The organism is Rhodococcus sp. FW305-130, assembly GCF_058788335.1.
This window is the reverse complement of the sequence record NZ_JBYTAP010000001.1, coordinates 205,028-228,634: the sequence shown is the minus strand read 5'-3', so window position 1 is coordinate 228,634 and position 23,607 is coordinate 205,028. Positions and strand designations below refer to the sequence as shown.

At 63.3% G+C, this 23,607-nt stretch carries 25 protein-coding genes; 13 read left to right on the top strand and 12 right to left on the bottom strand.

The window, feature by feature from the left end; translation table 11 throughout:
* Nucleotides 1-43 precede the first annotated feature (43 nt).
* Complete coding sequence (locus AC3WQS_RS01160) at nucleotides 44-559, top strand: OsmC family protein (RefSeq protein WP_492713032.1); 516 nt, start codon at nucleotides 44-46, stop codon at nucleotides 557-559.
* Nucleotides 560-596: 37 nt separating this feature from the next.
* Nucleotides 597-1,910 carry a bifunctional o-acetylhomoserine/o-acetylserine sulfhydrylase gene (locus AC3WQS_RS01155; RefSeq protein WP_019745377.1) on the top strand — a complete coding sequence of 438 codons (1,314 nt, stop codon included), beginning with the start codon at nucleotides 597-599 and terminating at the stop codon, nucleotides 1,908-1,910.
* Between the two features lie 64 nt (nucleotides 1,911-1,974).
* Here the strand turns inward: AC3WQS_RS01155 and bphC are convergent, their stop codons facing one another.
* The 4 genes from bphC to AC3WQS_RS01135 all read right to left on the bottom strand — a co-directional run bounded on the left by bphC (nucleotide 1,975) and on the right by AC3WQS_RS01135 (nucleotide 6,145).
* The gene (gene bphC / locus AC3WQS_RS01150; protein WP_020909199.1) at nucleotides 1,975-2,895 is read right to left on the bottom strand and encodes a biphenyl-2,3-diol 1,2-dioxygenase; all 921 of its coding nucleotides are present in this window, start codon (nucleotides 2,893-2,895) and stop codon (nucleotides 1,975-1,977) included.
* A 35-nt stretch (nucleotides 2,896-2,930) separates the two neighbouring features.
* Nucleotides 2,931-4,109: an acyl-CoA dehydrogenase family protein gene (locus tag AC3WQS_RS01145; protein ID WP_003940250.1), complete on the bottom strand. Its 1,179-nt coding sequence runs from the start codon at nucleotides 4,107-4,109 to the stop codon at nucleotides 2,931-2,933.
* A gap of 181 nt (nucleotides 4,110-4,290) precedes the next feature.
* A complete protein-coding gene (locus AC3WQS_RS01140) occupies nucleotides 4,291-5,160 on the bottom strand; it encodes an alpha/beta fold hydrolase (protein ID WP_019745379.1) in 870 nt (289 codons plus the stop codon).
* 76 nt (nucleotides 5,161-5,236) lie between these two features.
* Nucleotides 5,237-6,145 (bottom strand): IclR family transcriptional regulator, encoded by a 909-nt coding sequence (locus tag AC3WQS_RS01135; RefSeq protein WP_020970849.1) that lies wholly within the window; start codon nucleotides 6,143-6,145, stop codon nucleotides 5,237-5,239.
* 138 nt (nucleotides 6,146-6,283) lie between these two features.
* Here AC3WQS_RS01135 and AC3WQS_RS01130 point away from each other — a divergent pair, with 138 nt between their 5' ends.
* From AC3WQS_RS01130 to AC3WQS_RS01120, 3 genes are all read left to right on the top strand, one after another.
* Complete coding sequence (locus AC3WQS_RS01130; protein WP_492712781.1) at nucleotides 6,284-7,159, top strand: TIGR03619 family F420-dependent LLM class oxidoreductase; 876 nt, start codon at nucleotides 6,284-6,286, stop codon at nucleotides 7,157-7,159.
* 32 nt (nucleotides 7,160-7,191) lie between these two features.
* On the top strand, nucleotides 7,192-7,683 hold the full coding sequence (locus tag AC3WQS_RS01125) for a nuclear transport factor 2 family protein (protein ID WP_003939809.1): 492 nt from the start codon (nucleotides 7,192-7,194) through the stop codon (nucleotides 7,681-7,683).
* A 128-nt stretch (nucleotides 7,684-7,811) separates the two neighbouring features.
* Nucleotides 7,812-9,059 (top strand): Nramp family divalent metal transporter, encoded by a 1,248-nt coding sequence (locus AC3WQS_RS01120; protein WP_021345600.1) that lies wholly within the window; start codon nucleotides 7,812-7,814, stop codon nucleotides 9,057-9,059.
* A gap of 56 nt (nucleotides 9,060-9,115) precedes the next feature.
* Here AC3WQS_RS01120 and AC3WQS_RS01115 read toward each other — a convergent pair whose 3' ends face one another.
* Nucleotides 9,116-10,711: an acyl-CoA synthetase gene (locus AC3WQS_RS01115; RefSeq protein WP_195790780.1), complete on the bottom strand. Its 1,596-nt coding sequence runs from the start codon at nucleotides 10,709-10,711 to the stop codon at nucleotides 9,116-9,118.
* Between the two features lie 369 nt (nucleotides 10,712-11,080).
* On the opposite strand from AC3WQS_RS01115, the gene AC3WQS_RS01110 reads away from it, so the two are divergent.
* Together AC3WQS_RS01110 and AC3WQS_RS01105 are read left to right on the top strand one after the other, a co-directional pair.
* Entirely contained in the window at nucleotides 11,081-12,019 is a 939-nt protein-coding gene (locus tag AC3WQS_RS01110) for a 3-oxoacyl-ACP reductase (RefSeq protein ID WP_007729451.1), read from the top strand.
* Nucleotides 12,020-12,046: 27 nt separating this feature from the next.
* The gene (locus tag AC3WQS_RS01105; RefSeq protein WP_019745385.1) at nucleotides 12,047-12,790 is read left to right on the top strand and encodes an SDR family NAD(P)-dependent oxidoreductase; all 744 of its coding nucleotides are present in this window, start codon (nucleotides 12,047-12,049) and stop codon (nucleotides 12,788-12,790) included.
* Between the two features lie 21 nt (nucleotides 12,791-12,811).
* Here AC3WQS_RS01105 and AC3WQS_RS01100 read toward each other — a convergent pair whose 3' ends face one another.
* Nucleotides 12,812-13,717 carry an amidohydrolase family protein gene (locus AC3WQS_RS01100; protein ID WP_492712782.1) on the bottom strand — a complete coding sequence of 302 codons (906 nt, stop codon included), beginning with the start codon at nucleotides 13,715-13,717 and terminating at the stop codon, nucleotides 12,812-12,814.
* A 125-nt stretch (nucleotides 13,718-13,842) separates the two neighbouring features.
* Between AC3WQS_RS01100 and AC3WQS_RS01095 the strand changes: the two genes are divergently transcribed.
* The 3 genes from AC3WQS_RS01095 (at nucleotide 13,843) to AC3WQS_RS01085 (ending at nucleotide 16,586) form a co-directional block, all read left to right on the top strand.
* Nucleotides 13,843-14,370: a nuclear transport factor 2 family protein gene (locus tag AC3WQS_RS01095; RefSeq protein ID WP_019745387.1), complete on the top strand. Its 528-nt coding sequence runs from the start codon at nucleotides 13,843-13,845 to the stop codon at nucleotides 14,368-14,370.
* Between the two features lie 4 nt (nucleotides 14,371-14,374).
* On the top strand, nucleotides 14,375-15,508 hold the full coding sequence (locus AC3WQS_RS01090; protein ID WP_492712783.1) for an oxidoreductase: 1,134 nt from the start codon (nucleotides 14,375-14,377) through the stop codon (nucleotides 15,506-15,508).
* A 79-nt stretch (nucleotides 15,509-15,587) separates the two neighbouring features.
* Complete coding sequence (locus AC3WQS_RS01085; RefSeq protein WP_492712785.1) at nucleotides 15,588-16,586, top strand: acrylyl-CoA reductase family protein; 999 nt, start codon at nucleotides 15,588-15,590, stop codon at nucleotides 16,584-16,586.
* A 5-nt stretch (nucleotides 16,587-16,591) separates the two neighbouring features.
* Here the strand turns inward: AC3WQS_RS01085 and AC3WQS_RS01080 are convergent, their stop codons facing one another.
* Complete coding sequence (locus tag AC3WQS_RS01080; protein WP_007729467.1) at nucleotides 16,592-17,143, bottom strand: ribonuclease H family protein; 552 nt, start codon at nucleotides 17,141-17,143, stop codon at nucleotides 16,592-16,594.
* 45 nt (nucleotides 17,144-17,188) lie between these two features.
* On the opposite strand from AC3WQS_RS01080, the gene AC3WQS_RS01075 reads away from it, so the two are divergent.
* The 3 genes from AC3WQS_RS01075 (at nucleotide 17,189) to AC3WQS_RS01065 (ending at nucleotide 19,419) form a co-directional block, all read left to right on the top strand.
* Nucleotides 17,189-18,142 carry a DNA-3-methyladenine glycosylase family protein gene (locus AC3WQS_RS01075; RefSeq protein ID WP_019745390.1) on the top strand — a complete coding sequence of 318 codons (954 nt, stop codon included), beginning with the start codon at nucleotides 17,189-17,191 and terminating at the stop codon, nucleotides 18,140-18,142.
* A 17-nt stretch (nucleotides 18,143-18,159) separates the two neighbouring features.
* Nucleotides 18,160-18,810, top strand: a complete 651-nt coding sequence (locus AC3WQS_RS01070) for a pyridoxamine 5'-phosphate oxidase family protein (RefSeq protein ID WP_019745391.1) — start codon at nucleotides 18,160-18,162, stop codon at nucleotides 18,808-18,810.
* Nucleotides 18,811-18,921: 111 nt separating this feature from the next.
* Nucleotides 18,922-19,419 (top strand): glycine zipper family protein, encoded by a 498-nt coding sequence (locus tag AC3WQS_RS01065; RefSeq protein ID WP_019745392.1) that lies wholly within the window; start codon nucleotides 18,922-18,924, stop codon nucleotides 19,417-19,419.
* Nucleotides 19,420-19,426: 7 nt separating this feature from the next.
* Here AC3WQS_RS01065 and AC3WQS_RS01060 read toward each other — a convergent pair whose 3' ends face one another.
* From AC3WQS_RS01060 to AC3WQS_RS01040, 5 genes are read right to left on the bottom strand one after another with little or no spacing between them, the layout of a single operon-like run.
* The gene (locus AC3WQS_RS01060) at nucleotides 19,427-19,816 is read right to left on the bottom strand and encodes an ArsR/SmtB family transcription factor (RefSeq protein WP_019745393.1); all 390 of its coding nucleotides are present in this window, start codon (nucleotides 19,814-19,816) and stop codon (nucleotides 19,427-19,429) included.
* A 60-nt stretch (nucleotides 19,817-19,876) separates the two neighbouring features.
* Complete coding sequence (locus AC3WQS_RS01055) at nucleotides 19,877-21,073, bottom strand: acetyl-CoA C-acetyltransferase (RefSeq protein ID WP_019745394.1); 1,197 nt, start codon at nucleotides 21,071-21,073, stop codon at nucleotides 19,877-19,879.
* Nucleotides 21,074-21,113: 40 nt separating this feature from the next.
* Nucleotides 21,114-21,566: a MaoC family dehydratase gene (locus AC3WQS_RS01050; protein WP_070795645.1), complete on the bottom strand. Its 453-nt coding sequence runs from the start codon at nucleotides 21,564-21,566 to the stop codon at nucleotides 21,114-21,116.
* Between the two features lie 46 nt (nucleotides 21,567-21,612).
* Complete coding sequence (locus tag AC3WQS_RS01045; RefSeq protein WP_003940169.1) at nucleotides 21,613-22,359, bottom strand: GntR family transcriptional regulator; 747 nt, start codon at nucleotides 22,357-22,359, stop codon at nucleotides 21,613-21,615.
* Between the two features lie 31 nt (nucleotides 22,360-22,390).
* On the bottom strand, nucleotides 22,391-23,542 hold the full coding sequence (locus tag AC3WQS_RS01040) for an acyl-CoA dehydrogenase family protein (protein WP_019745395.1): 1,152 nt from the start codon (nucleotides 23,540-23,542) through the stop codon (nucleotides 22,391-22,393).
* Nucleotides 23,543-23,607 lie beyond the last annotated feature (65 nt).

The following is a 23,607-nucleotide window of genomic DNA, read 5'->3' as shown; positions in this document are numbered from 1 at the left end:
GTCGATACTCGTATGTACACCCAGATCAGGGGACATTTCTGTCATGACCACCGCTTCGATCTCGCACCTGAGTTCCGCCGTAGCAGCCAATGCCGACGCCATCGACAAGGACGCAAGCAAAGCGCACGTCGTCTTCAAGGCATCCGCTCAGGCGCACGACGCCGTTGCCAGCACCATTTCTCTCGGTAAGTACACCGTCGAGGTCGACGAGCCGCCGGCCCTCGGCGGCGAGAACACCGCAGCCAATCCCGTCGAGTACTATCTCGCATCCCTGCTCTCCTGCCAGGTGGTCACCTACCGTGTGTGGGCGGACAAGCTCGGTATCGCGCTCGACGACATCTCGGCCAGGGCAGAAGGCGACCTCGACGTTCGTGGATTCTTCGGATTCGACGATGCCGTCCGCCCGGGATTCTCCGAGGTTCGCGTCGTGGTGACCCTGACCGGTCCGGAAACTCGCGAGCGATACCTCGAGTTGCAGGAGACGGTCGACGCCCACTGCCCCGTACTCGATCTCACCCGAAATCCCGTCTCAGTGCATACAGTCGTCGAAACCGCCTGACCCGCACCAACCCACCTTCACCACGGAGTATGAATTCATGAGCGAGAACACCCCCGTCGACACCGATCCGACCGCCGATTGGTCGTTCGAAACCAAGCAGGTCCACGCCGGACAGGGCCCGGACAGCGCTACCAACGCTCGAGCGCTTCCGATCTACCAGACCACCAGCTACGTCTTCGACAACACCGACCATGCGGCGGCGCTCTTCGGCCTCGCCGAGCCGGGCAACATCTACACCCGCATCATGAACCCGACGCAGGACGCCGTCGAGCAGCGCATCGCCGCTCTCGAAGGCGGAGTCGCGGCTCTGCTGGTTGCGTCCGGTCAGGCCGCCGAGTCCTTCGCGATCCTCAACCTCGCCGAGGCCGGGGACCACATCGTCTCCAGCCCTCGCCTGTACGGCGGCACGTACAACCTCTTCCACTACACGCTGCCCAAGCTCGGCATCACCGTCGACTTCGTCGAGGACCCGGACAACCTCGATCACTGGCGTGAGGCGATCCGTCCGAACACCAAGGCGTTCTACGGCGAAACCATCTCCAACCCCAAGAACGACGTGTTCGACATCCCCGGCATCAGCGCAGTCGCTCATGAGCACGGTATCCCGCTGATCGTGGACAACACGGTTGCAACTCCGTACCTCATTCAGCCGCTGAAGCACGGCGCCGACATCGTCGTCCACTCCGCCACCAAATACCTTGGTGGACACGGCACCGCGATCGCCGGCGTCATCGTCGACGGCGGCACGTTCGACTGGACCCAGGGACGCCACACCAACTTCACGACCCCCGACCCCAGCTACCACGGCGTCACCTTCGCCGATCTCGGTGCACCCGCCTACGCCCTCAAGGCACGCGTTCAGCTTCTGCGCGACCTCGGCTCGGCCATCGCACCGTTCAACGCCTTCCTCATCTCGCAGGGCATCGAGACACTGAGCCTGCGCATCGAGCGCCACGTGTCCAACGCCCAGAAGGTCGCGAAATTCCTCGAGGGCCGCGCCGAAGTCACGTCGGTCGCGTACGCCGGACTGGAATCCTCACCCTGGCACGAGCGTGGAAAGCAGCTGGCTCCCAAGGGAACCGGCGCCATCGTCGCGTTCGAGCTCGCCGGTGGAGTCGACGCAGGCAAGAAGTTCGTCAACGCACTGACGCTGCACAGCCACGTCGCCAACATCGGTGACGTTCGCTCACTCGTCATCCACCCCGCGTCGACGACGCACTCGCAGCTCACCCCCGAGGAGCAACTCGCTTCCGGCGTCACCCCGGGGCTCGTCCGCCTCGCGGTCGGTATCGAAGGAATCGACGACATCCTCGCCGACCTCGAAACCGGTTTGGCAGCAGCAGCTTCCTGATCGAGCACACGAAAAAGCTCGGTCCCGACAGGCGTCGGGACCGAGCTTTTTTGTTGCGTCAGAACTAGCTCTTGGGAGTGAACGCGGCCAGCGGTTCACTGTCGGACCAGTCATGGCCCCAGTAGCTGTCCGCCGTGATTTCCTCAGCGGTGTAGAAGGTTTCGTCGACAAGCGTGCCTTCGCAACCGAACTCGAGATCCCAGCCACCGGGTGCGCGCACGTAGAACGAGACCATCTTGTCGTTCGTGTGGCGACCCAACGTCGAGGAGATCGAGAAGCCGAGCTTGGCAACACGATCGAGAGCCTGACCGACGGCGTCGAGAGTCTCGGCTTCCATCATCAGATGCACAAGACCGGGTTCGTCAACCGGCGGCGCCGGGCACAGCGCCAGGCTGTGGTGGCGCTGGTTGACACCCATGAAGCGAACGCGGCGAGCCGGCGGCGGCGCATCGATTCCGCCGAGACGGATGGAACCGCGCGGGAGGAATCCGAGCACCTCGGTGTAGAAGGTGTACGCCTCGTCGAAACGCGTAACTGGAAGCACCACATGGCCGAGTCCCTGATCACCGGTGACAAAGCGGCCGCCGTGCGGGGTGACCAACGGGCTGTGGTCGAGTACCGGTCCGAAGAAAACCTCGACGCGGTTGCCGTTGGGATCGTCGAATGCGATGACCTGCTCGGCATCGCGGTAGCTGGCGTCGACCTCGGAAAGAACCTCGACCTCGACTCCGGCCTTCTCGACCTCTTCACGAACACGCTGGAGCGCGAACTGATCTCGCACTTCCCAACCCACTGCGAGAGCCTTGTCCGTCTCACCGGGCAGGACGATCAGTCGCGCACGACGCTCGTCGAGGCGCAAGTAGAGGCCGTCGGCTTCCGGGCCACTACCGACCGCGAGGCCGAGTCCGTCGACCACGAGCTCGCGCCAGCGAGCCACGTCCTGCGTTTGGATCCTGAGATACCCCAGGCCCCGAATTTCAGTCATGCCTAACCGTCCTTGCTTCGAGAGTGATTGTGGGACTAGATCATCGAGCGGTGGATGCCCTGCGGTTCGCCACCGAGCTGCGAGAGCGTCGACGCGTGGAAAATGGAACCGGGTACATGGATCGCGTGCGCGAGACCGGCATGAGCATCGCGCCAGAACCGCTGCATCGGCGTGTTCAACTGCAACGCGCCACCACCGGAACGAGCAAAGATCTCGTCCACCGCCCGCACCGCACGCCACGCCGCCGCAGTCTGCGTACGCCGACCGATCGCACGAAGCTCGAACGAAACTTCCTGCCCCTTCTCGGTCATGTCCCAGAAACGATCCACCGTCTCCAAGATCGCAGCCCGAGAAGCAGCGATCTCGGCCGCCGCCTCACCGATCGCGAACAGCACGTACGGATCTTCCTTGATCGGAACGCCACTGACCGTCACACGCTCACGCTGCGCCGCCATGTTGCACGCCAACGCACCCTCCGCGATACCGATCAACGACGAAGTGATCCCCAACGGGAAAATGCAGGAGAACGGGAACTTGTACAACGTCTCCGTACGGCCCGCTTCCTTCCACGCCGTCCCGTCGTACACCTTTCCGGCGTCGATCGTGCGGTAGGTGGGCAGGAACGCGTCCTTGACGATCAGGTCCTTCGACCCGGTTCCGCGCAGGCCCACGACATTCCAGCTGTCCTGGTCGATGTCGTAATCGGAGCGCGGCAGCAGTACGTGCAGGTGCTTCGGCGGCATCAGCGGCTTGCCGGACTCGTCACCGACCATCGCGCCGATCATGATCCAGTCACAGTGATCGGTACCGGAGGAGAACGACCAGCGACCGTTGAGGATGTACCCCCCCTCGACCGGCCTCGCCACGCCCATCGGCGCATACGGCGACGCCATCCACGTATCGGGATCGGTTCCCCACACCTCTTCCTGAGCCTTGCGGTCGAAGAACGCAAGCTCCCACGGATGAACACCGACGATGCCGCTGACCCAGCCCGTGGCACCGTCCATCGCACCGATAGCCATTGCCGTCTCGGCGAATTCACGCGGATGTGCCTCGAGGCCTCCGAACTCCTTCGGCTGGAACATCCGGATGACGCCGGAGTCGCGCAGGCGCTTCGCGCTGCCGTCCGTCAAGCGCATCAGCTTGTCGCCCTCGACTCCGTCGGCGCGGATCTCGTCGGCGAACTGTGAGATGTTGTCCAGAACCTGACCCATGATTTTTCCGGCTTTCTGGTTTCGCTACCCGGCGAGTGCCTGGGCAGAATGAAAATCTGTTGGTGAAACGGTGGCAGGTAGCCCGCCGAAGTGCAGAAACGCTTCCCGGTGAGTGGGAGCACCCCCTGTGCGCCTTTTTGGTAGTGGGAGCTACCAAAAAGGCGCACGGGGGCGAAGCCCTTTACTTGCCTTCTGGACGCGTCAGGAATGCCAGAACGGACGCGACCCAGGCGTCACGGGCTTCGATCATCGTCCAGTGTCCGCAGTTGGGGAAGATGTGAACTTCGCCGTTGGGGATATCACGCATCGGCAGTATCGCCATGTCCACGGGGCTGACGCGGTCGTCGCGTCCCCAGGTCAACAGCGTCGGCGCCTTGATCTTGTTCAGCTGCGCCCAGTACGGCACGGCGGTTGACGCAGCGGCAGCCGCGCCCATGGCAGCCATGGCCTTGCTGCTGTACATGCGGCGGGCGATCTCGAGCGTCGTCGGCTCTGTGGCCAGGGCCCAGCGCTCTTCGATGAGCTGCTCGGTGACGACCGCGCGGTCGAAGACCATCGAGTGCAGCCACCGGACCAGAGCTTCGCGGGTGGGGTTGTCGGTGAACTCCATGAGAAGTTTGATGCCTTCACCGGGGCCGGGAGAGAAGGTGTTCTTGCCCATGCCGCCGATGGTGACGAGCTTGCTCACCCGGTGCGGTTCGTCGATCGCAACCTTGGTGGCGACGATGCCGCCCATGGAGTTGCCGATCATGTGGACAGGTCCGAGGCCAAGGCCGTCGAGGAACATCCCCACCGATGCCTGCGCCATCATCATCGGGTGGTCGGGGCCGGGATCGCTGACGCCGAATCCGGGGAACTCGAGAACGTAGCAGTGGAAGTGCTCCGCGAAGTCCGCGAGAACGCCGCGGTAATTACGCCAACCCGTGACACCGGGGCCCGAACCGTGCAGCAGCAGGAGCGGCGGGCCGTCGCCGGCTTCGTGGTACCGGAGCACACCGAGATCGGTCTGCAGTTCCTTCAGGGTTCCCTCGTAGCTCAGTTCAGTCGTCATGGTCCGAACGGTGCCATCAGTACCGCTGAGCTGCTATGACTCGTCCCGATCAGCGAGACAAGTCGATCAAAATACGTCAGATCCAGTGGTCGGACGACGCTGCCAGCAGGCGATCCATCGTCTCCGCCGAGAACGTATTGGTCGGAACGGGAGGCGTCTTGCGGCCGCGTCGAGGAGCACCCAGTTCGGGGTACAACGTCCGCGAGACCTCGCGAGCCGCATCGACGACCAGCGGAGCAACTCGCTCGAGCTGAGCGGTCCGCATGTCACCACACAACGCGATGCTGCCGACGGGACCCTCGTGTCCGCGAATTGCCGAAGCCACACATGCGACTCCACGCGCCGACTCCCCGCGTTCGAAAGCCAGTCCCCGACGCTGACGGATGCGGTTCAGTTCCTGATGGAGCACGGCGACGTCGGTGATGGTGTTCTCGGTGCAGCGGGGAAGTGCCGACCCGAACAGAGCGTCGACGCGCTCGGGGTCGATCCATGCCAGCATCGCCTTGCCGCCGGCCGTCGAATGAGCGAGCACTCTGCCGCCGACGCGGGACGGCAGCGCCGCGGCGAATCGTCCGCCGACCTTGTCGAGGTAGACGCTCTCGCGTCCGTCGAGCACCGACAGGTGAACGACCATGCCGGTCTGCAGGTGCAGTTCGTGCAGAAGCGGTGCTGCGGCTTCGCGGATCTGGCTGTGGCCGCCGTCGCCACCACCGAGGCCGAGCGCGCGGCGCCCGAGGCAGTAGCCGAACGATGCGTGATCGACCCAGTCCAGCTTGACGAGCTGATCGAGAATGCGGTGGACGGTGGACCGCGGCAACTGAGTGCGGCACGCGACTTCTTCCAGCGTCAGCCGCGCGGCGCGGCCGTCGAAGGCGTCGAGAATCAATGTCATCCGCTCGACCATCGACGGCGGCAGATCCTTCTTGGGTTGCCCGGCGGCGTTCTGGACGGTGGACAGTGTGTCGTTCATGTCAACGATGGTCATGGACGCCTCCCGAAAACTGGAATTGATTCTACCGACTATAACCCAGGTCACAGTTTCTGGAAAGTGAATCGGTCGTTTCGATCCCGATCAGCGGTAATTCACCCGCCGCCGCGTCGGTGGGAGCGCTATAAACGCCCGATGCACCTGGGAATCGTCACGCCGGTCCTGATTCAGCACCCGAGCACGCGTTCGGATTGGGAGGCAAGTGCTGACATCGGCGAGATCGCCACAGTGGCTGCCACGGCGGATCGACTCGGTTTCCATCATCTGACCTGCAGTGAACACGTGGCGGTTCCCGAGGAAATTGCCACCGAACGCGGCGGAACCTATTGGGATCCGCTCGCCACGCTGGGCTACCTGGCCGCACGCACGTCGCGGATCCTCCTGGCGACGCAGGTGCTGGTACTGGGTTATCACCACCCCCTCGAGATCGCCAAGCGCTACGGAACGCTTGATCGCGTCAGCAACGGACGCCTGATACTCGGTCTCGGAGTGGGGACTCTGAAACAAGAATTCGATCTCATAAATGCTCCGTTCGTCGACCGAGGAGCACGTGCCGACGACGCTCTGGCAGCACTTCGAGCATCACTGTCGACTCCGACTCCGGAGTATCACGGCGAGTTCTACGACTACTCCGGATTTGTCGTCGAACCCCATGCCGTCCAGAAACGTGTGCCCCTCTGGATCGGCGGCCGGACAAAGAGATCGTTGCGCCGGGCCACCACACACGGCGACGGGTGGGTGCCGTTCGGGCTGCGATTCTCCGAACTGAAGGAAATGCTCGACGCCACGACACTCCCCGACGGATTCGACGTAGTGCTTCCCGCCGGTGCTCCGCTCGATCCCCTCGGCAATCGCGAATCCGCCCTTCGCGCCTTGACACGCGTCCGTGACGCCGGGGCGACCATCGCCAGTTGCTCGGTCGGCGCTCGAAGCGTCGAGCACTACTGCGAACAACTCGAAGAACTTCACCGAATCGCCCTCGCCGAGGGCTTCTCTTTCACCACTTCCTGATTTGCCGACAATCCAATGCAAAGGACGTACCGATGACCGACTCGACCGCCCTGATCGAATCTCTGCTCGCCCGAGTGGAATTGCTCGAGGACAAGCTCGCGATCACCGAACTGCTGACCACGTACAGCCCTGCCGTCGACAGCGGATCAGCCGACGAGGTCGCGAACCTGTGGCTCGAGGACGGTGTCTACGACGTCGACACCGGCGCGATGCACGGCCGCGGCGAACTGCGCGCGATGGTTCACAGCGCCTCTCACCAGAACTGGATCATGAACGGCGCCGCTCACATGATGACGCCCGCGCACATCCGCATCGACGGCAACAAGGCCGTCGCGACCTGCCATTCGCAGTTGGTCATCAAGGACCCCGAGAACCCGACGGGGTTCAAGGTCCTCCGCATCACCGCGAACCGCTGGGAACTGATCAAGACCGACGGCGAGTGGAAGGTCGAACTGCGTACCAACGCCCTCCTCGACGGCCGACCCGAGGCCCGCGCTCTCCTGGCTGCCGGGGTGACTGCCTAACCCCCTGTGCGCGGTTAGGGACCCTCTGCGGTCGCTGACCGCGCACAGCTGTTGAAAGTTCGGCTCCCCGAACTCTATAGTTCACTTATTCGAACCAACAGGTCCGAGTACGTGTGACCAGGAGACCGATGAGCACCAGTACGCAAGAGCCGACGACTCCGCGCCGACGACCTACGGGAAGATCCATCGCCCTGCTCGGTCCGGCGTTCGTCGCGGCAATCGCGTACGTCGATCCGGGTAACGTCGCCGCCAACCTGACCGCCGGCGCGAAGTACGGCTACCTCCTCATCTGGGTACTGGTACTCGCCAATGCAATGGCCGTGCTGGTGCAGTACCTGTCCGCGAAACTCGGGCTGGTCTCCGGCAGATCCTTGCCCGAAATGCTGGGTCAGCGCCTGCGTAAGAACAACCGCCGCGCCTTCTGGCTCCAGGCCGAGATGATGGCGATCGCGACCGACGTCGCCGAAGTCATCGGCGGCGCCATCGCACTCAACCTGCTCTTCAACATCCCGCTCTTCCTCGGCGGGTTGATCACCGGATGCGTGTCGATGGTGATCCTGACGATCCAAAGTCGGCGCGGACAGCGCACTTTCGAGTTCGTGGTCATGGGATTGCTGGCCATCATCACCATCGGCTTCCTGACCGGGCTCGCCTTCACCGACGTCTCCGGCAGCGAAGCGGTCGCCGGACTGGTCCCCCGCTTCGAAGGAACCGAGACCGTACTGCTCGCCGCCAGCATGCTCGGAGCAACGGTCATGCCGCACGCGATCTACCTTCACTCCGCATTGGCACGTGATCGCCACGGCCACATCAAACCCGGGCCACGGTTGCAGCGACTACTCAAAGTCACCCGTTGGGATGTCGTCGTCGCGTTGATCATCGCCGGTGGCGTGAACATCGGCATGCTGCTTCTGGCCGCTTCGGCGCTGCGCGGAGTACCCGGCACCGACACCATCGACGGCGCGCATGCCGCGATCGAGAATTCACTCGGTCCGGGTGTAGCCGTGGTGTTTGCGATCGGACTCCTCGCCTCCGGACTCGCGTCGACCTCCGTGGGGTGCGCGGCCGGCGCCGAGATCATGCATGGTCTTCTGGCCATTCGCATTCCGGTGATCACACGCCGAATCGTCACTCTCATCCCGGCACTGATCGTGCTCGGACTCGGCGTCGACCCGACGCTGGCACTCGTGCTCAGCCAAGTGGTCTTGAGCCTGTGCATCCCCTTCGCGATCATCCCGCTGGTGCGAATGACCTCGGACCCCGAACTCATGGGCGACGCGCGCAATGCCCCGTTCACGACCGTCGCGGCATGGATTGCGGCCGGCTTGATCGTTGCACTCAACGTCGCTCTGCTGGTTCTGACGGTGACAGGCTAGAGCACCAGAGCCACCCAACGCGTCCCTCACAAACGCGCTGGATGGCTCCGGCCGGACTAGGAAACTTGCTCGGCGAGAGTGGCCTTGGCCCAGCGATAGTCGGCCTTTCCGCTGGGAGAACGCCTGATCGACGGAACGTTCATGACGGTGCGCGGCACTTTGTACCGAGCGACCTGCGACGCGCAATGCTCACCGATCTCGGCAGCGTCCGGGACGTCGAAGCCTTCGCGGGTCGTGATGACCGCAGCGACGCGCTCACCGAACTTCGCATCCGGAATTCCCGCGACCAGAGCGTCGAGCACCGCGGGGTGACTCTTGAGTGCCTGCTCGACCTCTTCGGGGTACACCTTCTCCCCGCCGGTGTTGATGCACTGAGAACCACGCCCCAGCAGGACGATCGAGCCGTCGACTTCCACGCGCCCGACGTCGCCGAGCACCGACATCCGCACCCCGTCGATCACCGGGAACGTAGCCGCGGTCTTGACCGGATCGTTGAAGTAACCGACCGGCACGTGACCACTGCGAGCGATGTAACCGGTCTCGGGCGATCCCGGCTCCAGCGGCCGCATCCTTTCGTCCACGACGCGGGTCTCGTCGCGAGCGGCGATGCGCATCAGGCCGTCTTCGCCGATTTCGAGATTGCCGTCGACGCCCGACTCCGAGGAGCCGAATCCGTCGCGGATCACCAGGTTCGGAAGTATCGACTTGAGCTGCTCCCGCAGTGAGAGCGAGAACAAGGCCCCGCCGGACGAGACCATGCCGACCGTACTGAGGTCGTAATCTGCTGCGTTTGCTGCCAATTCGTCTGCGAGCGGACGGGCCATCGCGTCTCCGACGACGGTGATCGAGACGGCCTTCTCACTCCCGGCGAGCTGCAGGGTCGTCTTCGCGTCGAACCGCGCCATGAGAATTGCGTTGGCGCCCATGAAGAATCCGGTGAACAGCGAGTACGACGCCGCACCGTGCATCAGGGGTGCGGTACTGAGCATGTTCATCGCGGGAACGTTCGGCACCGCGGCGAACAGAGCCTGTGCGGTCGTGTGCGGCGGACCGAACGGATTTCCGCCGGTGAGCGCCGCGAAGTAGAAGTCTTCATGACGCCACATGACACCCTTGGGCATCCCCGTCGTGCCGCCGGTGTAAATGACAAAGAGGTCGTCGTTGCTGCGGGGCGCGAAGTCACGAGTGGCGGGCTGCTCCGCGGCAGCGTCGGCAAATCGAACGACGTCGACGCCTTCGATATCGCGGACGGCTGACTCGCCGACGACAACGACGTGCTTGATGCCGGGCGCGGCCGGGAGAACCGTCTCCACGACGGAAACGAACTCCTCGTCCACGATCAGTGCCACCGACTGCGAATCGTTGTACAGATAGGTCAGTTCGGCGTCGACGTAGCGATAGTTGACGTTGATCGGGACCGCACGAATCTTGAGGCAGCCGAGCAAACTCTCGACGAACTCGACGCTGTTGCGCATGTGCAGAGCGACGTGATCGCCCGGCCCGACACCGACACTCGCCAAGTGGCGGGCAATGCGGTTCGATCCCTCGTCCAGTTCGACGTAGGTGCGACGACGGCCATCGCACACGAGCGCCGTGCGGTCCGGAATCAGATCCGAAATGCCCTCGTACAGATCTGCCAAATTCAGTGACACTGCTGGTGCCTTCCTTGATGTCCGGCCCGGTGAATTCGGGGCCGACCGTACTGCGTTTTCGGTGAGAACTATCCGACCCTGGAGCCGACGAATGCGGCCGAGAACTGAGCGGATCGGTGGTGACGCAAACGCGTACGCGGTGGGATCGCCGCGTCGACCCAAGGTGGCATGCAGCGCTCGTGACCCAGATCACCGCTCCCGCTGAGTGAGACTGCTCCTCAGTTGGTCAAACTTCTGCTCAAAACTAGAACTAATTCTGATTTCGCTCGAATGATTTTTTCGGAAAGACTGCCGAACTCTCGACTTCAAATTAGAATGAATACTAATTTTGCTGTACCTACCCGCCAGACCGGATCGAAGGAGCACGACATGACGCAATCACTGAGCTTGGAAGGCAAAGTTGCCGCCGTCACCGGCGCCGGCGCCGGCCTGGGTCGCGCCGAAGCACTCGGACTCGCGGCTGCCGGTGCAGCCGTCATCGTCAACGACATGGGTGCAGCGGCCAACGACGTGGTCGACGAGATCAAGGCCGCAGGTGGACAGGCACTCGCCATCACCGGCGACGTCTCCGACTGGTCGCTCGGCGGGCGCATCATCGAAGAGGCTGTCAAGAACTTCGGATCCTTCGACATCCTCGTCAACAATGCAGGCATCCTGCGCGACAAGATGATCTTCAACCTGACCGAATCCGATTGGGACGACGTCATCCGCGTGCACCTCAAGGGCCACGCCGCCACCTCGCACGCAGCCGCAGTCCACTGGCGCGCAGCCAGCAAGGCAGCCGACGCACCGGTCTACGGCCGCATCATCAACACCTCTTCCGAGGCCTTCCTCTTCGGCAGCGCCGGACAGCCCAACTACTCGGCAGCCAAGGCCGGCATCACCGCTCTGACGCTCTCGAGCGCAGCAGGTCTCTCCCGCTACGGCGTCCGCACGAACGCGATCTGCCCCCGTGCCCGCACCGCCATGACGGCAGAAGCCTTCGGCGAGAACAACACCGGCGTCGTCGGCCTCGATCCGCTTGCACCCGAGCGCGTCGCGACCCTGGTCAGCTACCTCGCATCCCCCGATTCCGACGAGATCAACGGACAGGTCTTCGTCGTCTACGGCAAGATGGTGGCGTTGATGGAAGCACCCAAGGTCGAGAACCGTTTCGACGCAGCCGGATCCGCGTTCACCGTCGAAGAACTCGGTGGCCAGCTCTCGTCTTACTTCTCCGGCCGTGGGCCGTACGAAACCTACGCTGCCTACAGCATCGCCGGCCTCGAAAAGATCGCACTTGCAGTCGACGAGACCGCAACAGTTTAAGCAGCACTTACGAAGAGGAGCGTTTTCATGAGGTTGAACGGCAAGGTAGCGATCGTCACCGGCGGCGCCGGTGGAATCGGTCGCGCTATCACCCGAGTCTTCGCCCGTGAAGGCGCGAAGGTCCTGTTCGTCGACATCAACGACGAGCAGGGCCAGGCCCTCGAACAAGAACTGGCCGGCTCCGGCAAGTTCCTGAACGTCGACCTTGCTGCCGCCGGTTCGGCCGAGCAGATCCGTGACGCCGCGCTCGAGGCTTTCGGCAAGCTCGACATCCTGGTGAACAACGCTCACGCGTCCCGTCAGGCTCCGTTGCTCGAAACCACGCAGGACATGTTCGACCTGTCCTTCAACACCGGTTTCTACCCCGTTGTCCACCTCATGCAGGCGTGCCACGACGAACTCGCGAAGACCAAGGGTTCGGTCGTCAACTTCGCATCGGGTTCAGGTTTGGACGGAATGCCCACCCAGACGTCCTACGCTGCGGCCAAGGAAGCTGTGCGAGGCCTGACGCGCGTCGTCGCCAACGAGTGGGCGCCGGAAGGCATTCGGGTCAACGTGGTCTGCCCGTTCGCCGCCACCGAAGGCGTCGTCAAGTGGCAGGAAGCCTTCCCCGAGCGCGCAGCCGCATCGGTTGCCAAGGTACCTCTCGGACGCATCGGTGATCCCGAAACCGACATCGCTCCCGTCGTGGTATTCCTGGCAAGCGAGGATTCCAAGTACATGACCGGACAGACGTTGATGGCCGACGGCGGCAGCATCAAATTGCGCTGAGCGAAATACTTCTCGGTGGGCTCAGCTCACCGAGAAGAGTTTCGCAGCGTTGTCGTGCACGACGGCTCGCAGCCATTCGTCTCCGAGATCGAAGCGCGTAACCGCTTGCAAGGCTGTGAGATACGGGTACGGAATGTTCGGGAAGTCGCTACCGAACAGAATCCGGTCCTGCATGTCGACGAGCCGTGAAACGTCTGCCTTCGGGAAGGCGCACTGCTCTTCCGTGAAATCGGTGAACGCCATGGTCGTATCCAGGCGGACGTTGCCGTGAGCCTCTGCCAGATCGAGGAATTCGCTGTACTCGGGCATCCCCATGTGGGCGACGATCAAAGACAGGCGCGGGTACCGTGCGAGCAGCGAAGCAATGCGATCGGGTCCCGTGTACTCCCCCGGCGCCGGTCCCGATCCACAGTGAATCACGATGGGCGTCTCGGAGTCCTCGAGCTGACCCCAGACCTTGTCGAGCAGAGGGTCGTTCGGATCGTAGTTTCCGACCTGGATGTGGGACTTGAAGATTCGCGCGCCCGACTCCAGGGACTTTCCGACGTACGACGCCGCCGACTCCTCGGGATAGAACGTGGCCGTGTGCAGGCAATCAGGTGTTTGCGCGGCAAATTCGACGGCCCACTGATTGAGCCACTCGGCCATCGCGTGCTTGTGCGGGTAGATCATCGACGTGAAAGCCCGGACACCGAACTCGCGGAGACGGTGTACCCGCTCCTCCTCGGCAAGTCGGTACGCGATCGGCCATGGTCGACCGATCATCGGTCCCGCTGAATCGAAGTAGCCCCACACCTTGTCCATGACGCTCTTCGGCATGAAATGGGTATGGACGTCGATCACGCCAGGAACACCCAACTCGCGCCAGAAAGCCCGAACCTCGGCGATCTCCTCCGGTCCGGTCGATGGGACCTCTTCGGTACACACGTCTGACACCCCTTTCGTTCGCTCGACCATACCGAGTGCCGTCGCGCTCACCGGGACAGGTCGTTGACGGCCCGCGCTGAGCACCCGAATGTGAACCCATCTTGCCGATCACCGTTGGAGGTTGAATGTCTCAGGCCGAGTCCGAAGTGGGATCGATCAGTGCCGTCGAGGAACTGCTCGCAATCGAGGAAATCAAACGTGTCTTCGCCGCGCGCCTACGCTGCATGGACACCAAGCAGTGGCATGTCTACCCAACCCTGCACACCGCAGACGTCGTCAGCGAGACGTGGGGCGGACTCCCGACAGACAAGCAACCCAAGACCGGTGACACCTCGAACCAGGTAGTGGGCATCGACAAACTCACCGCGGCAATTCGGAACATGCTCGACGGCGACATCCCCCTCACCACGGCGCACCACGCACACACTCCCGAAATCGTGCTGACCTCACCCACCACCGCAACCGGTATCTGGGCGATGGAAGACATGCTGTGGTGGAACGACGGCGAGAAAGAACTACACCTGCACGGCTACGGCCACTACCACGAGGAATACCGCAAAGAAGACGGCAAGTGGCTGATCAGCTACCGAACCCTCACCCGGCTCCGTGTCGACCAGGACCCCGGATTCTTCCGATTCATGAAAGCGCTGTGACGAAGTGACCAACCCGCTGTTCCAACCGCTCCGCATCCGTTCGCTCGAATTGTCCAACCGCATAGTCATGTCGCCGATGACGCGCACGTACTCCATCGAGGGCGTGCCTGGCCGCGACGTCGCCGACTATTACCGCCGACGCGCCGAGGGCGGTACCGGACTGATCGTCACCGAAGGCGTCGCGATCGATCACCAGACTGCTGTCGACCACGCCAACGTCCCCAACCTCCACACTCCCGCTGCTCAGGCCGGATGGCGCAAGGTAGTCGACGACGTGCACGCTGCTGGCGGCAAGATCGTGCCTCAGCTCTGGCACGTCGGGCCTCTGTGGGGCGCGATGACGCAGATGGACCCTTCGCTCAAGCCGATGCGTCCCTCGGGCGAGTGGGGTCCGCTCGGCGTCACCTCGTACTCCGCGGCCTACGTCGAACGCGCGCAGGCGAGCACCGAAGCGATGACCGAGCAAGACATCCAGGACGTCATCGACGCGTATGTCCGTAGCGCGAAGCACGCCGTCGAACTCGGCTTCGACGGTATCGCGATCCACGGCGGTCACGGCTACCTCCTCGATTCCTTCTTCTGGGAGGGCACCAACCAGCGCGACGACGCGTGGGGCGGCGACCTGGAGCGTCGAACCAAGTTCCCGGCCGCCGTCGTCGCTGCGATCCGCGCGGCCATCGGACCGGATCTGCCGATCATCTACCGTTTCTCGCAGCACAAGCAGCAGGATTTCACCGCGAAGATCGCGGAGACCCCCGAGGAGTTGGGCGTCATCCTGGGCGCGCTGGTCGACGCCGGAGTCGACGTTCTCGATGCCAGCATCAGGCGCTTCGACGTCCCCGCCTTCGAAGGCAGCGATCTCTCGCTGGCCGGCTGGGCGAAAAAATTGACCGGCGCCGTCACGATGGCCGTCGGCAGCGTCGGTATCGGAAAGTCGCTGCGGGACAGCCGTATCGAAGGCGTCGCCCCTGTCGTCGACAACATCCCACAGCTCGAGGAACGCATCGGCAGCGGTGAGTTCGATCTGATCGCGATCGGCCGTCTCCACCTCGCCGATCCGGCATTGGCGACAACCCTGCGCGACGGTAGTCCGCTGCCGGCATTCGATCGGGCGGTGCATGAGGGCAGCTTGATCTAGGGGCTCCGCCCTGTGCGCCTTTCCGGTAGTTCGCACTACCGAAAAGGCGCACAGGGCCGAAGGCCTTTATGTTCGACCCATGACTACTTTCAACGCCTGGGTCGCCCGCGAAAGCGACGGCACCATCGACTTCGCCCCCGAAACCGTCGACGAATCCTTCCTCCCGGCAGGTGAGGTCACCATTCGCGTCGAGTATTCGAGCGTCAACTACAAGGACGCTCTCGCGGTCACGCCGAAAGGCGGGGTGGTTCGCGAGTACCCGATCGTCCCCGGCATCGACGTCGCCGGCGAGGTCATTGCCTCCGAGTCCGACGCATTCGCCCCGGGCGACAAGGTCGTCGCACATGGCTACGAGATCGGGACCGCCCGCAACGGCGGCTACGCCGAGATCGCCCGTTTGCCTGCCGAGTGGGTCGTGAAGCTCGACGGCATTTCCACCGCCGACGCTGCTGCAATCGGCACGGCAGGATTCACCGCAGCCATGAGCGTCCAAGCCATTCTGGCCAGCGGAGTGAAGCCCGCCGACGGTCCCGTCCTGGTGACGGGCGCGAGCGGCGGAGTCGGCACCGTCAGCGTCGACCTTCTGGCAAGCGCAGGCTTCGACGTGGTCGCCTCCAGCGGTAAGCCAGGCGCGGCAGACCTTCTGACGTCACTCGGTGCGTCTTCGGTGATCGGCCGGCTCCCCGAAGATCCCGACGCCAAGCCTCGCCCGCTCGGAAAATCTCAGTGGGCGGCGGCCGTCGACTGCGTCGGTGGAAAGACCCTCGCTCACGTTCTGAGCACGATCAACTACGGCGGTGTTGTGGCCGCCAGCGGTTTGACCGGCGGCGCCGCGCTGCCAACGACCGTGCTGCCGTTCATTCTCCGCGGAGTCTCACTGCTGGGCATGGACTCGGTATTGATGCCGATCGACCCCCGTCGCGCGCTGTGGGCCCGTCTGGGCTCCGACTTGGCCCCACGTCATCTGAAGGAGATCACGAACCTCGTTGCCGTCCGCGATGTCGTCTCGGTGATCGATCAGGTGCGCGAAGGCAAGTACACCGGCCGGGCACTGGTTCAGGTTGCCGACGGTTTCTGAACCGCTCAGAAAAGTGTGAACAGATCTGCCGGTTCTTCGGCCGTCGTGGACTTCTCCTTGTAAGGAGAGTTCACGGCGGTCGGTTCCTTCTTCACCGGGGCAGCAAGCGGGACCGATGCGATGTCCCCCGAGACGATGGCGCGTGCGGCTTCGCCGGCCAGCTTGTCTGCCATTTCGTTGTAGTGGTTGCCGACGTGCCCGCGCACCCAACGAAAGCGCACCGGACCGACCCGATCGGTGATGGCTCGGTCGATGCTCTGCACCAGTTCCAGGTTCTTGACCGCCCCGCCGCTCGCGGTCTTCCAGCCCTTGCGCTTCCAACTCGGCAGCCATTCCGACGCGCACTTGATGGCGTACTGCGAGTCGGATTCGATGAGCAGAGGATCAGCACCGGGATGGGCGACGACGGCCTCGAAGAGCGCACGCAACTCGGCAATCTGATTGGTGCCGGACGCTTCTCCGCCGGACATGCTCGGACCCTCGTGATTGACCCACGCCCAGCCGATAGCCCCGCCGGGGTTTCGCAGACAGGATCCGTCGGTGCTCACGATGATCATGGCTCGGACAATACGTTGCGCCACCGACACACGCCTTAACGGAGGATGGACGGTGGCGATACGCTGACCTCGATGACGCCGCTATCTCCGGTCGACGAAGTCACGGTGACTTCTCAGCGACCGCTCGATGCCGCGCTGACGCTCAGCCCGCATCAGCGCGGACCCGGCGACCCCGCACATCGACGGTCAGCCGACGGAGCGATCTGGCGAGTTTCCCGCCAACTTTCGGGTCCTGTGACCTACCGCATCACGCAGTCGGATCGCCATACGGTCCGGGTACAGGCCTGGGGTCCCGGCGCCACGGAATTTCTGACCGGCGCCGAAGCTCTGCTCGGTCTCGACGACGAGGCCGAAGATTTTGCGCCCGAGCATCCCAAGCTCGCCGAAGCTCATCGACGCTTCCCTCATCTGCGCATCGGCCGCACCGGACGCGTCATGGAAGCCCTCGTTCCCGCGATCCTCGAGCAACGCGTCCACGGCATCGACGCGTTTGCCGCATGGCGCCGGCTGCTGACCAAATTCGGGGAGCGCCCACCCGGCCCCGCGCCCGACGGAATGCGAGTTCCACTCACCGCGGACCAATGGCGACGAATGCCGTCGTGGGAGTTTCATCGCGCAAATGTCGATCCCGCGAGATCCAAGACGATCGTTCAGTGCGCTCGCGTCGCCGACCGCCTCGAGCAGGCGTCATCGTTCCCCAGGGCCGAAGCGACCAAACGATTGCGAGCGGTGCCCGGCGTCGGGATCTGGACTGCCGCGGAAGTGGCTCAGCGCGCCTTCGGCGATTCCGACGCACTCTCGGTCGGCGACTACCACCTCGCTGCGGTCGTCGGCTGGTCGCTCCTGGGCGAACCGATCGACGACGCCCAGATGGTGCAGTACCTCGCTCCCCTCCAACCGCATCGATACCGCGCGGTGCGGCTTCTGCAGGTCAGCGGCCAAGCCGTCAAACCCAAGTTCGGTCCGCGAACTGCCGTTGCCGACCACCGCTGGCACTGAGCACCAGGAGATAAAGAATGTCGACCCGATACGCACACATCGCCTTCTCCCCCGCTGCGGTGGAGCGTCAGCGGTCGACCGGGAGTTTCACCGTCTACGGTTCAAAGCTCGATCAGCCCGACGAAGGCCCGATGGAATTCGATTTCCGCGCTCAGGGATTCGTGAAATCCGTGGATTCCTTCTTCATGTCCACGGTGACGCCCGACGGTTGGCCGTACGTCCAACATCGCGGCGGCCCGCGCGGATTCCTGCATGTGTTGGGCCCGAATCGAATCGGATTCGCCGATCTCCCCGGCAATCAGCAATTCGTGACGCTCGGCAATCTGGAAGAGAACAATCGCATCTCGCTGTTCGTCATCGATTACCCGACGCGAACGAGATTGAAGATCTACGGGCGTGCGCACGTGATCGAAGCGGACGAGGACCCTGAACTGCTGCAACAACTCTTGCAGGTCCCCGGCGGCACCATGACAGCAAAAGCGCAGCGCTCCATCGTCGTCGAGGTCGAAGCGTTCGACTGGAACTGCAGTCGAAACATCACACCTCGCTTCGACAAGGAGCGCATGGACGAATCCCTCGCTCTGGCACGCCAACCCCTGCAAGCCGAGGTCGATCGGCTTACTGCCGAGGTCGAAGAATTGCGCGCGCGGTTGTCGAAAAACGAATGAGACTGGGCGGTTTCAGGGCCCCCTGAGTCGGGTAGCCACCAAACACGGCCCGTCGCGCGGAGACGACGGGTCCCGTTGTGCCCGAGGAGGTCCGCACGATCGATCCAGACGGTGGAGTTCTGGTTAACGAACTGCACCGCCACCATTCACGACTGGTTCCACACAGACAGATTGGCCGTCCCCATGAAACTGTCCCGAACTCTCACCATGTCCGTTCTCGTTGTCGCCGCTGTCGGCGCCGGAGCCGGCACCGCGGTCGCAGCGCCCCCGAATGCGGGCTTCGATCCGTCCCAACCCCTACTGACACCGACCGCCGAGTCGAACAGCCAGGCGGCGTTGATGCTCTTCCCCGGTAACGATCCGAAGCAAGCCGCGTTCGACACGATGGCCAACGAGGTCAATATCGGCTGGAACAACGGCGGCGTGCAGTCGACGCTCATCGGAGCCAACCTCGGCGTCGGAATCGGCTGCCTGTCGATCTTCCCGAACTTCATCGCCGGCTGCATCGTCGGTGGAGTCATCGGCACGGTTGCCGGGGTCGGCGCGGGAATCACCAACGGAAACCCGAACGCTGCGCCGGCCGTCGAGAAGTTCTTCGCGACTCCTTGAGAGACGCTCAGCTGTGCGTGTGCCCGGGGGTGGGTGTCTCGTCGTGAAAATGTGTGGCGCCGATCGAATGCAACAGCTGGTGAACGGTGTCGTCCGCCAGTTGGTATCGCATCGATCGGCCGTCGCGCGTCGCGCTCACCCACCCCTGGCTACGCAGTAGCCGCAGCGCATGTGAGACGGCTGTGCCGCTCATCCCCAGCGCCACGGACAGATCCGTGACGCAGATACCCGGTGCGTGGTGAAGGCAGAGCAACAGACGCAGACGGTTGGCGTCGGAGAGAAGCTCGAAGCGACCGGACCAACTGGTGACATCGAGACCCTCGAGTGCAGCCCTGGCGCGACGAACATCCTCGACGCTCAGCGCGCCACTGGTGTCTGCTGCGCCTGCATTCGTCAACCGACTGCCTCCGTAGAACTTCCGATCCCCCGCCGCAAGTGTACCCAGAAGCGAACCTCGTCAGGCAGACTCCACCACGGCTGCCATGCCCTGGCCACCGCCGATACACATGGTCAACAGCGCTTTTCCGCCGCCGCGACGGCCGAGTTCGTGAAGCGCGGTTGTTGCCATACGCGCACCCGTCGCTCCCACGGGGTGCCCGAGCGAGATGCCGGAACCGTTGACGTTCAGTCGATCGAGGTCCTCGAAGCCCCATTCCTTCACTACGCCGAGAACCTGGCACGCAAACGCCTCGTTCAGCTCGACCAGATCGAAGTCGGCAAAGCCTGCCCCTGTGCGAGCAAACAGTTTCGAGACGGCGGCAACCGGTCCGAGGCCCATCAGCGCCGGTTCACAACCGGCCGCGGCCCAACTGTCGAGGAACCCGATGGGTTCCAGCCCCAGCTCGTCCAGACGATCCTCGGCGACCACCAACATCGCTGCCGCAGCGTCATTCTGTTGGCTGGCGTTACCGGCGGTCACGACGCCTCCCTCGGTCACCGCACGCAGCCGTGCCAGGGTTTCGAGTGAGGTATCCGGACGGATCCCCTCGTCAGCACGAAACTGTGTGACATTCCCTTTTCGATCCGTCAGTTCGACGGCGACGATTTCGGCATCGAATCGGCCGGATTCTCTTGCCAGTGTAGCTTTTCGGTGACTCTCGACGGCGAAGGCGTCCGACTCTTCCCGCGTGATCCCGCATCGTGTCGCGACGTTCTCGGCCGTTTCGATCATTCCGCTGATCCGGCCGAAACGCCACTCGGGTTGCGAGCGCTCTCGACCACGATCGAGGCGGTCGAACAGTTGCAGCCCACCGGATTTGGTGCCCCACCGCGCTCCGGTGGTGTAGTGCTCGATCCCGCTCATCGATTCGACGCCACCCGCGAGAACCACGTCGGCAGCACCCGTCTGGACCATCATGGCCGCGGTAACGATGGCCTGCAGACCCGTTCCGCATCGGCGATCCGTCTGGAAGCCGGCTACCGAAATCGGCAACCCTGCCTCGAGCGCCGCCCACCTTCCGATGCACGGTGCTTCCGAATTGGCATACGACTGCCCCATCGCGACGTCGTCGATGCGGGACGGATCGATTCCGCTACGACGCACGGTCTCCTTGACGACAGTGGCAGCCAAACTTTCCGCAGGCACGTCACGAAGTGCCCCTCCGAAACGGCCCACCGCGGTTCTGACCGGCGCGACCAATGCTGCTCGTTTCACAACTGACCTCGAATCTCGTTCTGGAAGAATGGAAAAGGATTCAGGAGACCAACAGGCGCACGGTATCCGCCACCAGCGCAGGTTTACCTGCTCCTTCGATTTCGATCGTGTACCGCACGACAATCGTCGCGCCCTTCGCGGTGCGCTCGAAGGAAAGAATCTCCGCACCTGCCCGCACCGAAGAACCGACCTTGACCGGTTCGGGGAATCGCACCTTGTTGCTGCCGTAGTTCACGGTCATGGAGATTCCGTCGACACGCATCACCTGAGCGCCGAGCACCGGCAACAACGAAAGAGTCAGATAGCCGTGGGCGATGGTGCCGCCGTACGGACCCTGCGCTGCGCGCTCGGGATCCACGTGAATCCACTGGCGATCCTCGGTGGCGTCGGCGAACTTGTCGATCCGATCCTGTGTGACCGGGAACCACGCGCTGTAGCCCAAGTGCTCACCGACAGCCGTCTCAACTTCGTCGATTCCGTTGAAAATTCGCATAGTTCTCTCCTGAAAGGTGTTGAACAGCAAAGAAAACGGCGCAGCGCTAATGTGCGCCGCGGCGCAGCGTCACCCGATAGGTGTACTGCTCCGGCAAGAAGTAACTCACCGACAACTCGTTGGCAACGCCCTGCGCGTTGGAGTACAAACGGTCCACCCGCAACATGGCGTGGCCGATCTCGCAATCGACGTCCCTGGCAACGTCTGCCGTTGCCGGGGACACCGTGATCGATTGTGCTGCTTCGACAATCGGACTGTCGATCAGCGGTTCCAGCAGGCCGATCACCGTATTGGCGCTCACCGCACCGGCCGCCATGGCGGGCAGGTCGATGATCTGCCGCGCGATCGCCTCCGGCAGATGCGCCGTCGTCTGCACGAACGGAACTCCCTCGTGTATCCGTCGGAAGACCACGGTGTACACGACGTCGGTGTCGAGCCGAAGCCGACTGGCCGCCTCGATGTCCACGCGCCGTTGCAGCGGTGACACCACTTCCATCGTCGTGTCCCGCGAAAGGTTCATGAGATCTTCGATGGATCCGAGATGACGGAGATAGCGGCCGCTGTTCTCGGTCACGAAAGTCCCGCGCCCGGGTACTCGGTACACGATGCCCTCGGCAACAAGATCGTGAAAGGCTCGGCGGACCGTCTGCCGACTCACGCCGTGATGCTGCGCCAGTTCGGATTCGGTGGGCAGTTGAATGCCGTCGCGGTAGGTACCGGCAGAGATCTGCTGACGAAGCTCACGAGAGAGGCGTTGGTACGCCGGCTCCGTCTCTCTTTCCTTACCGCTCATAGCGACATGATCCTACTTGCTCACCGGTCCGTCACAGACCGCCGCGGGCAACCAGCTGCGAAACGATCACGTTACGCTGAATTTCGTTGGTTCCCTCCCCGACGATCATCAGTGGTGCATCACGGAAATACCGCTCGACGTCGTACTCCGTCGAGTAGCCGTAACCGCCGTGGATGCGGACGGCGGACAACGCGATTTCCATCGCCACTTCGGAGGCGTACAGCTTGGCCATGCCTGCCTCCATGTCGCACCGCTCGCCGCTGTCGTACATCTGCGCCGCGTGCCAGGTCAGCTGCCGCGCGGCCGTCAGCTTCGTTGCCATGTCGGCGAGGTAGTTGCCGATCGACTGGTGCTTCCAGATCGGCTGGCCGAAGCTCTCGCGCTGCTGCGCGTACGCAAGTGAATCTTCGAGTGCGGCCGTGGCGACGCCCAGTGCACGGCAAGCCACCTGGATACGGCCGGTCTCGAGCCCCTTCATCATCTGCCCGAAACCCTTTCCGGGAGTACCACCCAGAATGGCCGACTCGGCGATGCGGTAATTGTCGAAGGACAGTTCACAACTCTCGACGCCCTTGTATCCGAGCTTCGGGAGGTCGCGGGACACGGTCAGCCCTTCGCCGTGCTCGACGAGAACGATCGAGATGCCCGCATGACGAGGGCTTGCGCTTGGATCAGTCTTGCACAGCAAGGCGATCACGCCGGATCGGCGGGCATTGGTGATCCATGTCTTGGCGCCGTTGACGACCAGATCTGTGCCGTCGCTCTTGGCGTTGGTCGTCATGGCCTGCAGATCGGAACCACCGCCGGGCTCGGTGAGGGCCATCGTTGCCCGGATCTCGCCGGTTGCCATTCGCGGCAGGTACTTCACCTTCTGCTCTTCGGTACCGAACAGCGAGATGAGCTTGGCAACCACTGTGTGTCCGCCCATCGCTCCTGCCAGGGACATCCATCCGCGCGACAGTTCCTGCGTCACCTGCGCATAACAGGGCATGGACACCGGCGATCCGCCGTACTCCTCGGGAATCGCGAGGCCGTAGATCCCGATCTGCTTCATCTGATCGATCCACTTCTCGGGATACTCGTTCGCGTGCTCCACCTCCTGGACCGTGGGCTTGACCTCTCGGTCGACGAACCGGCGCACGGTTTCGATCAGGAATGTCTCTTCGTCGTTGAGCTTGAGCATGAATCCGCCTCGACTTGAAATAAGTTTGTACGGCCATATTTCGATATTGTTCGCGCAATGTCAAT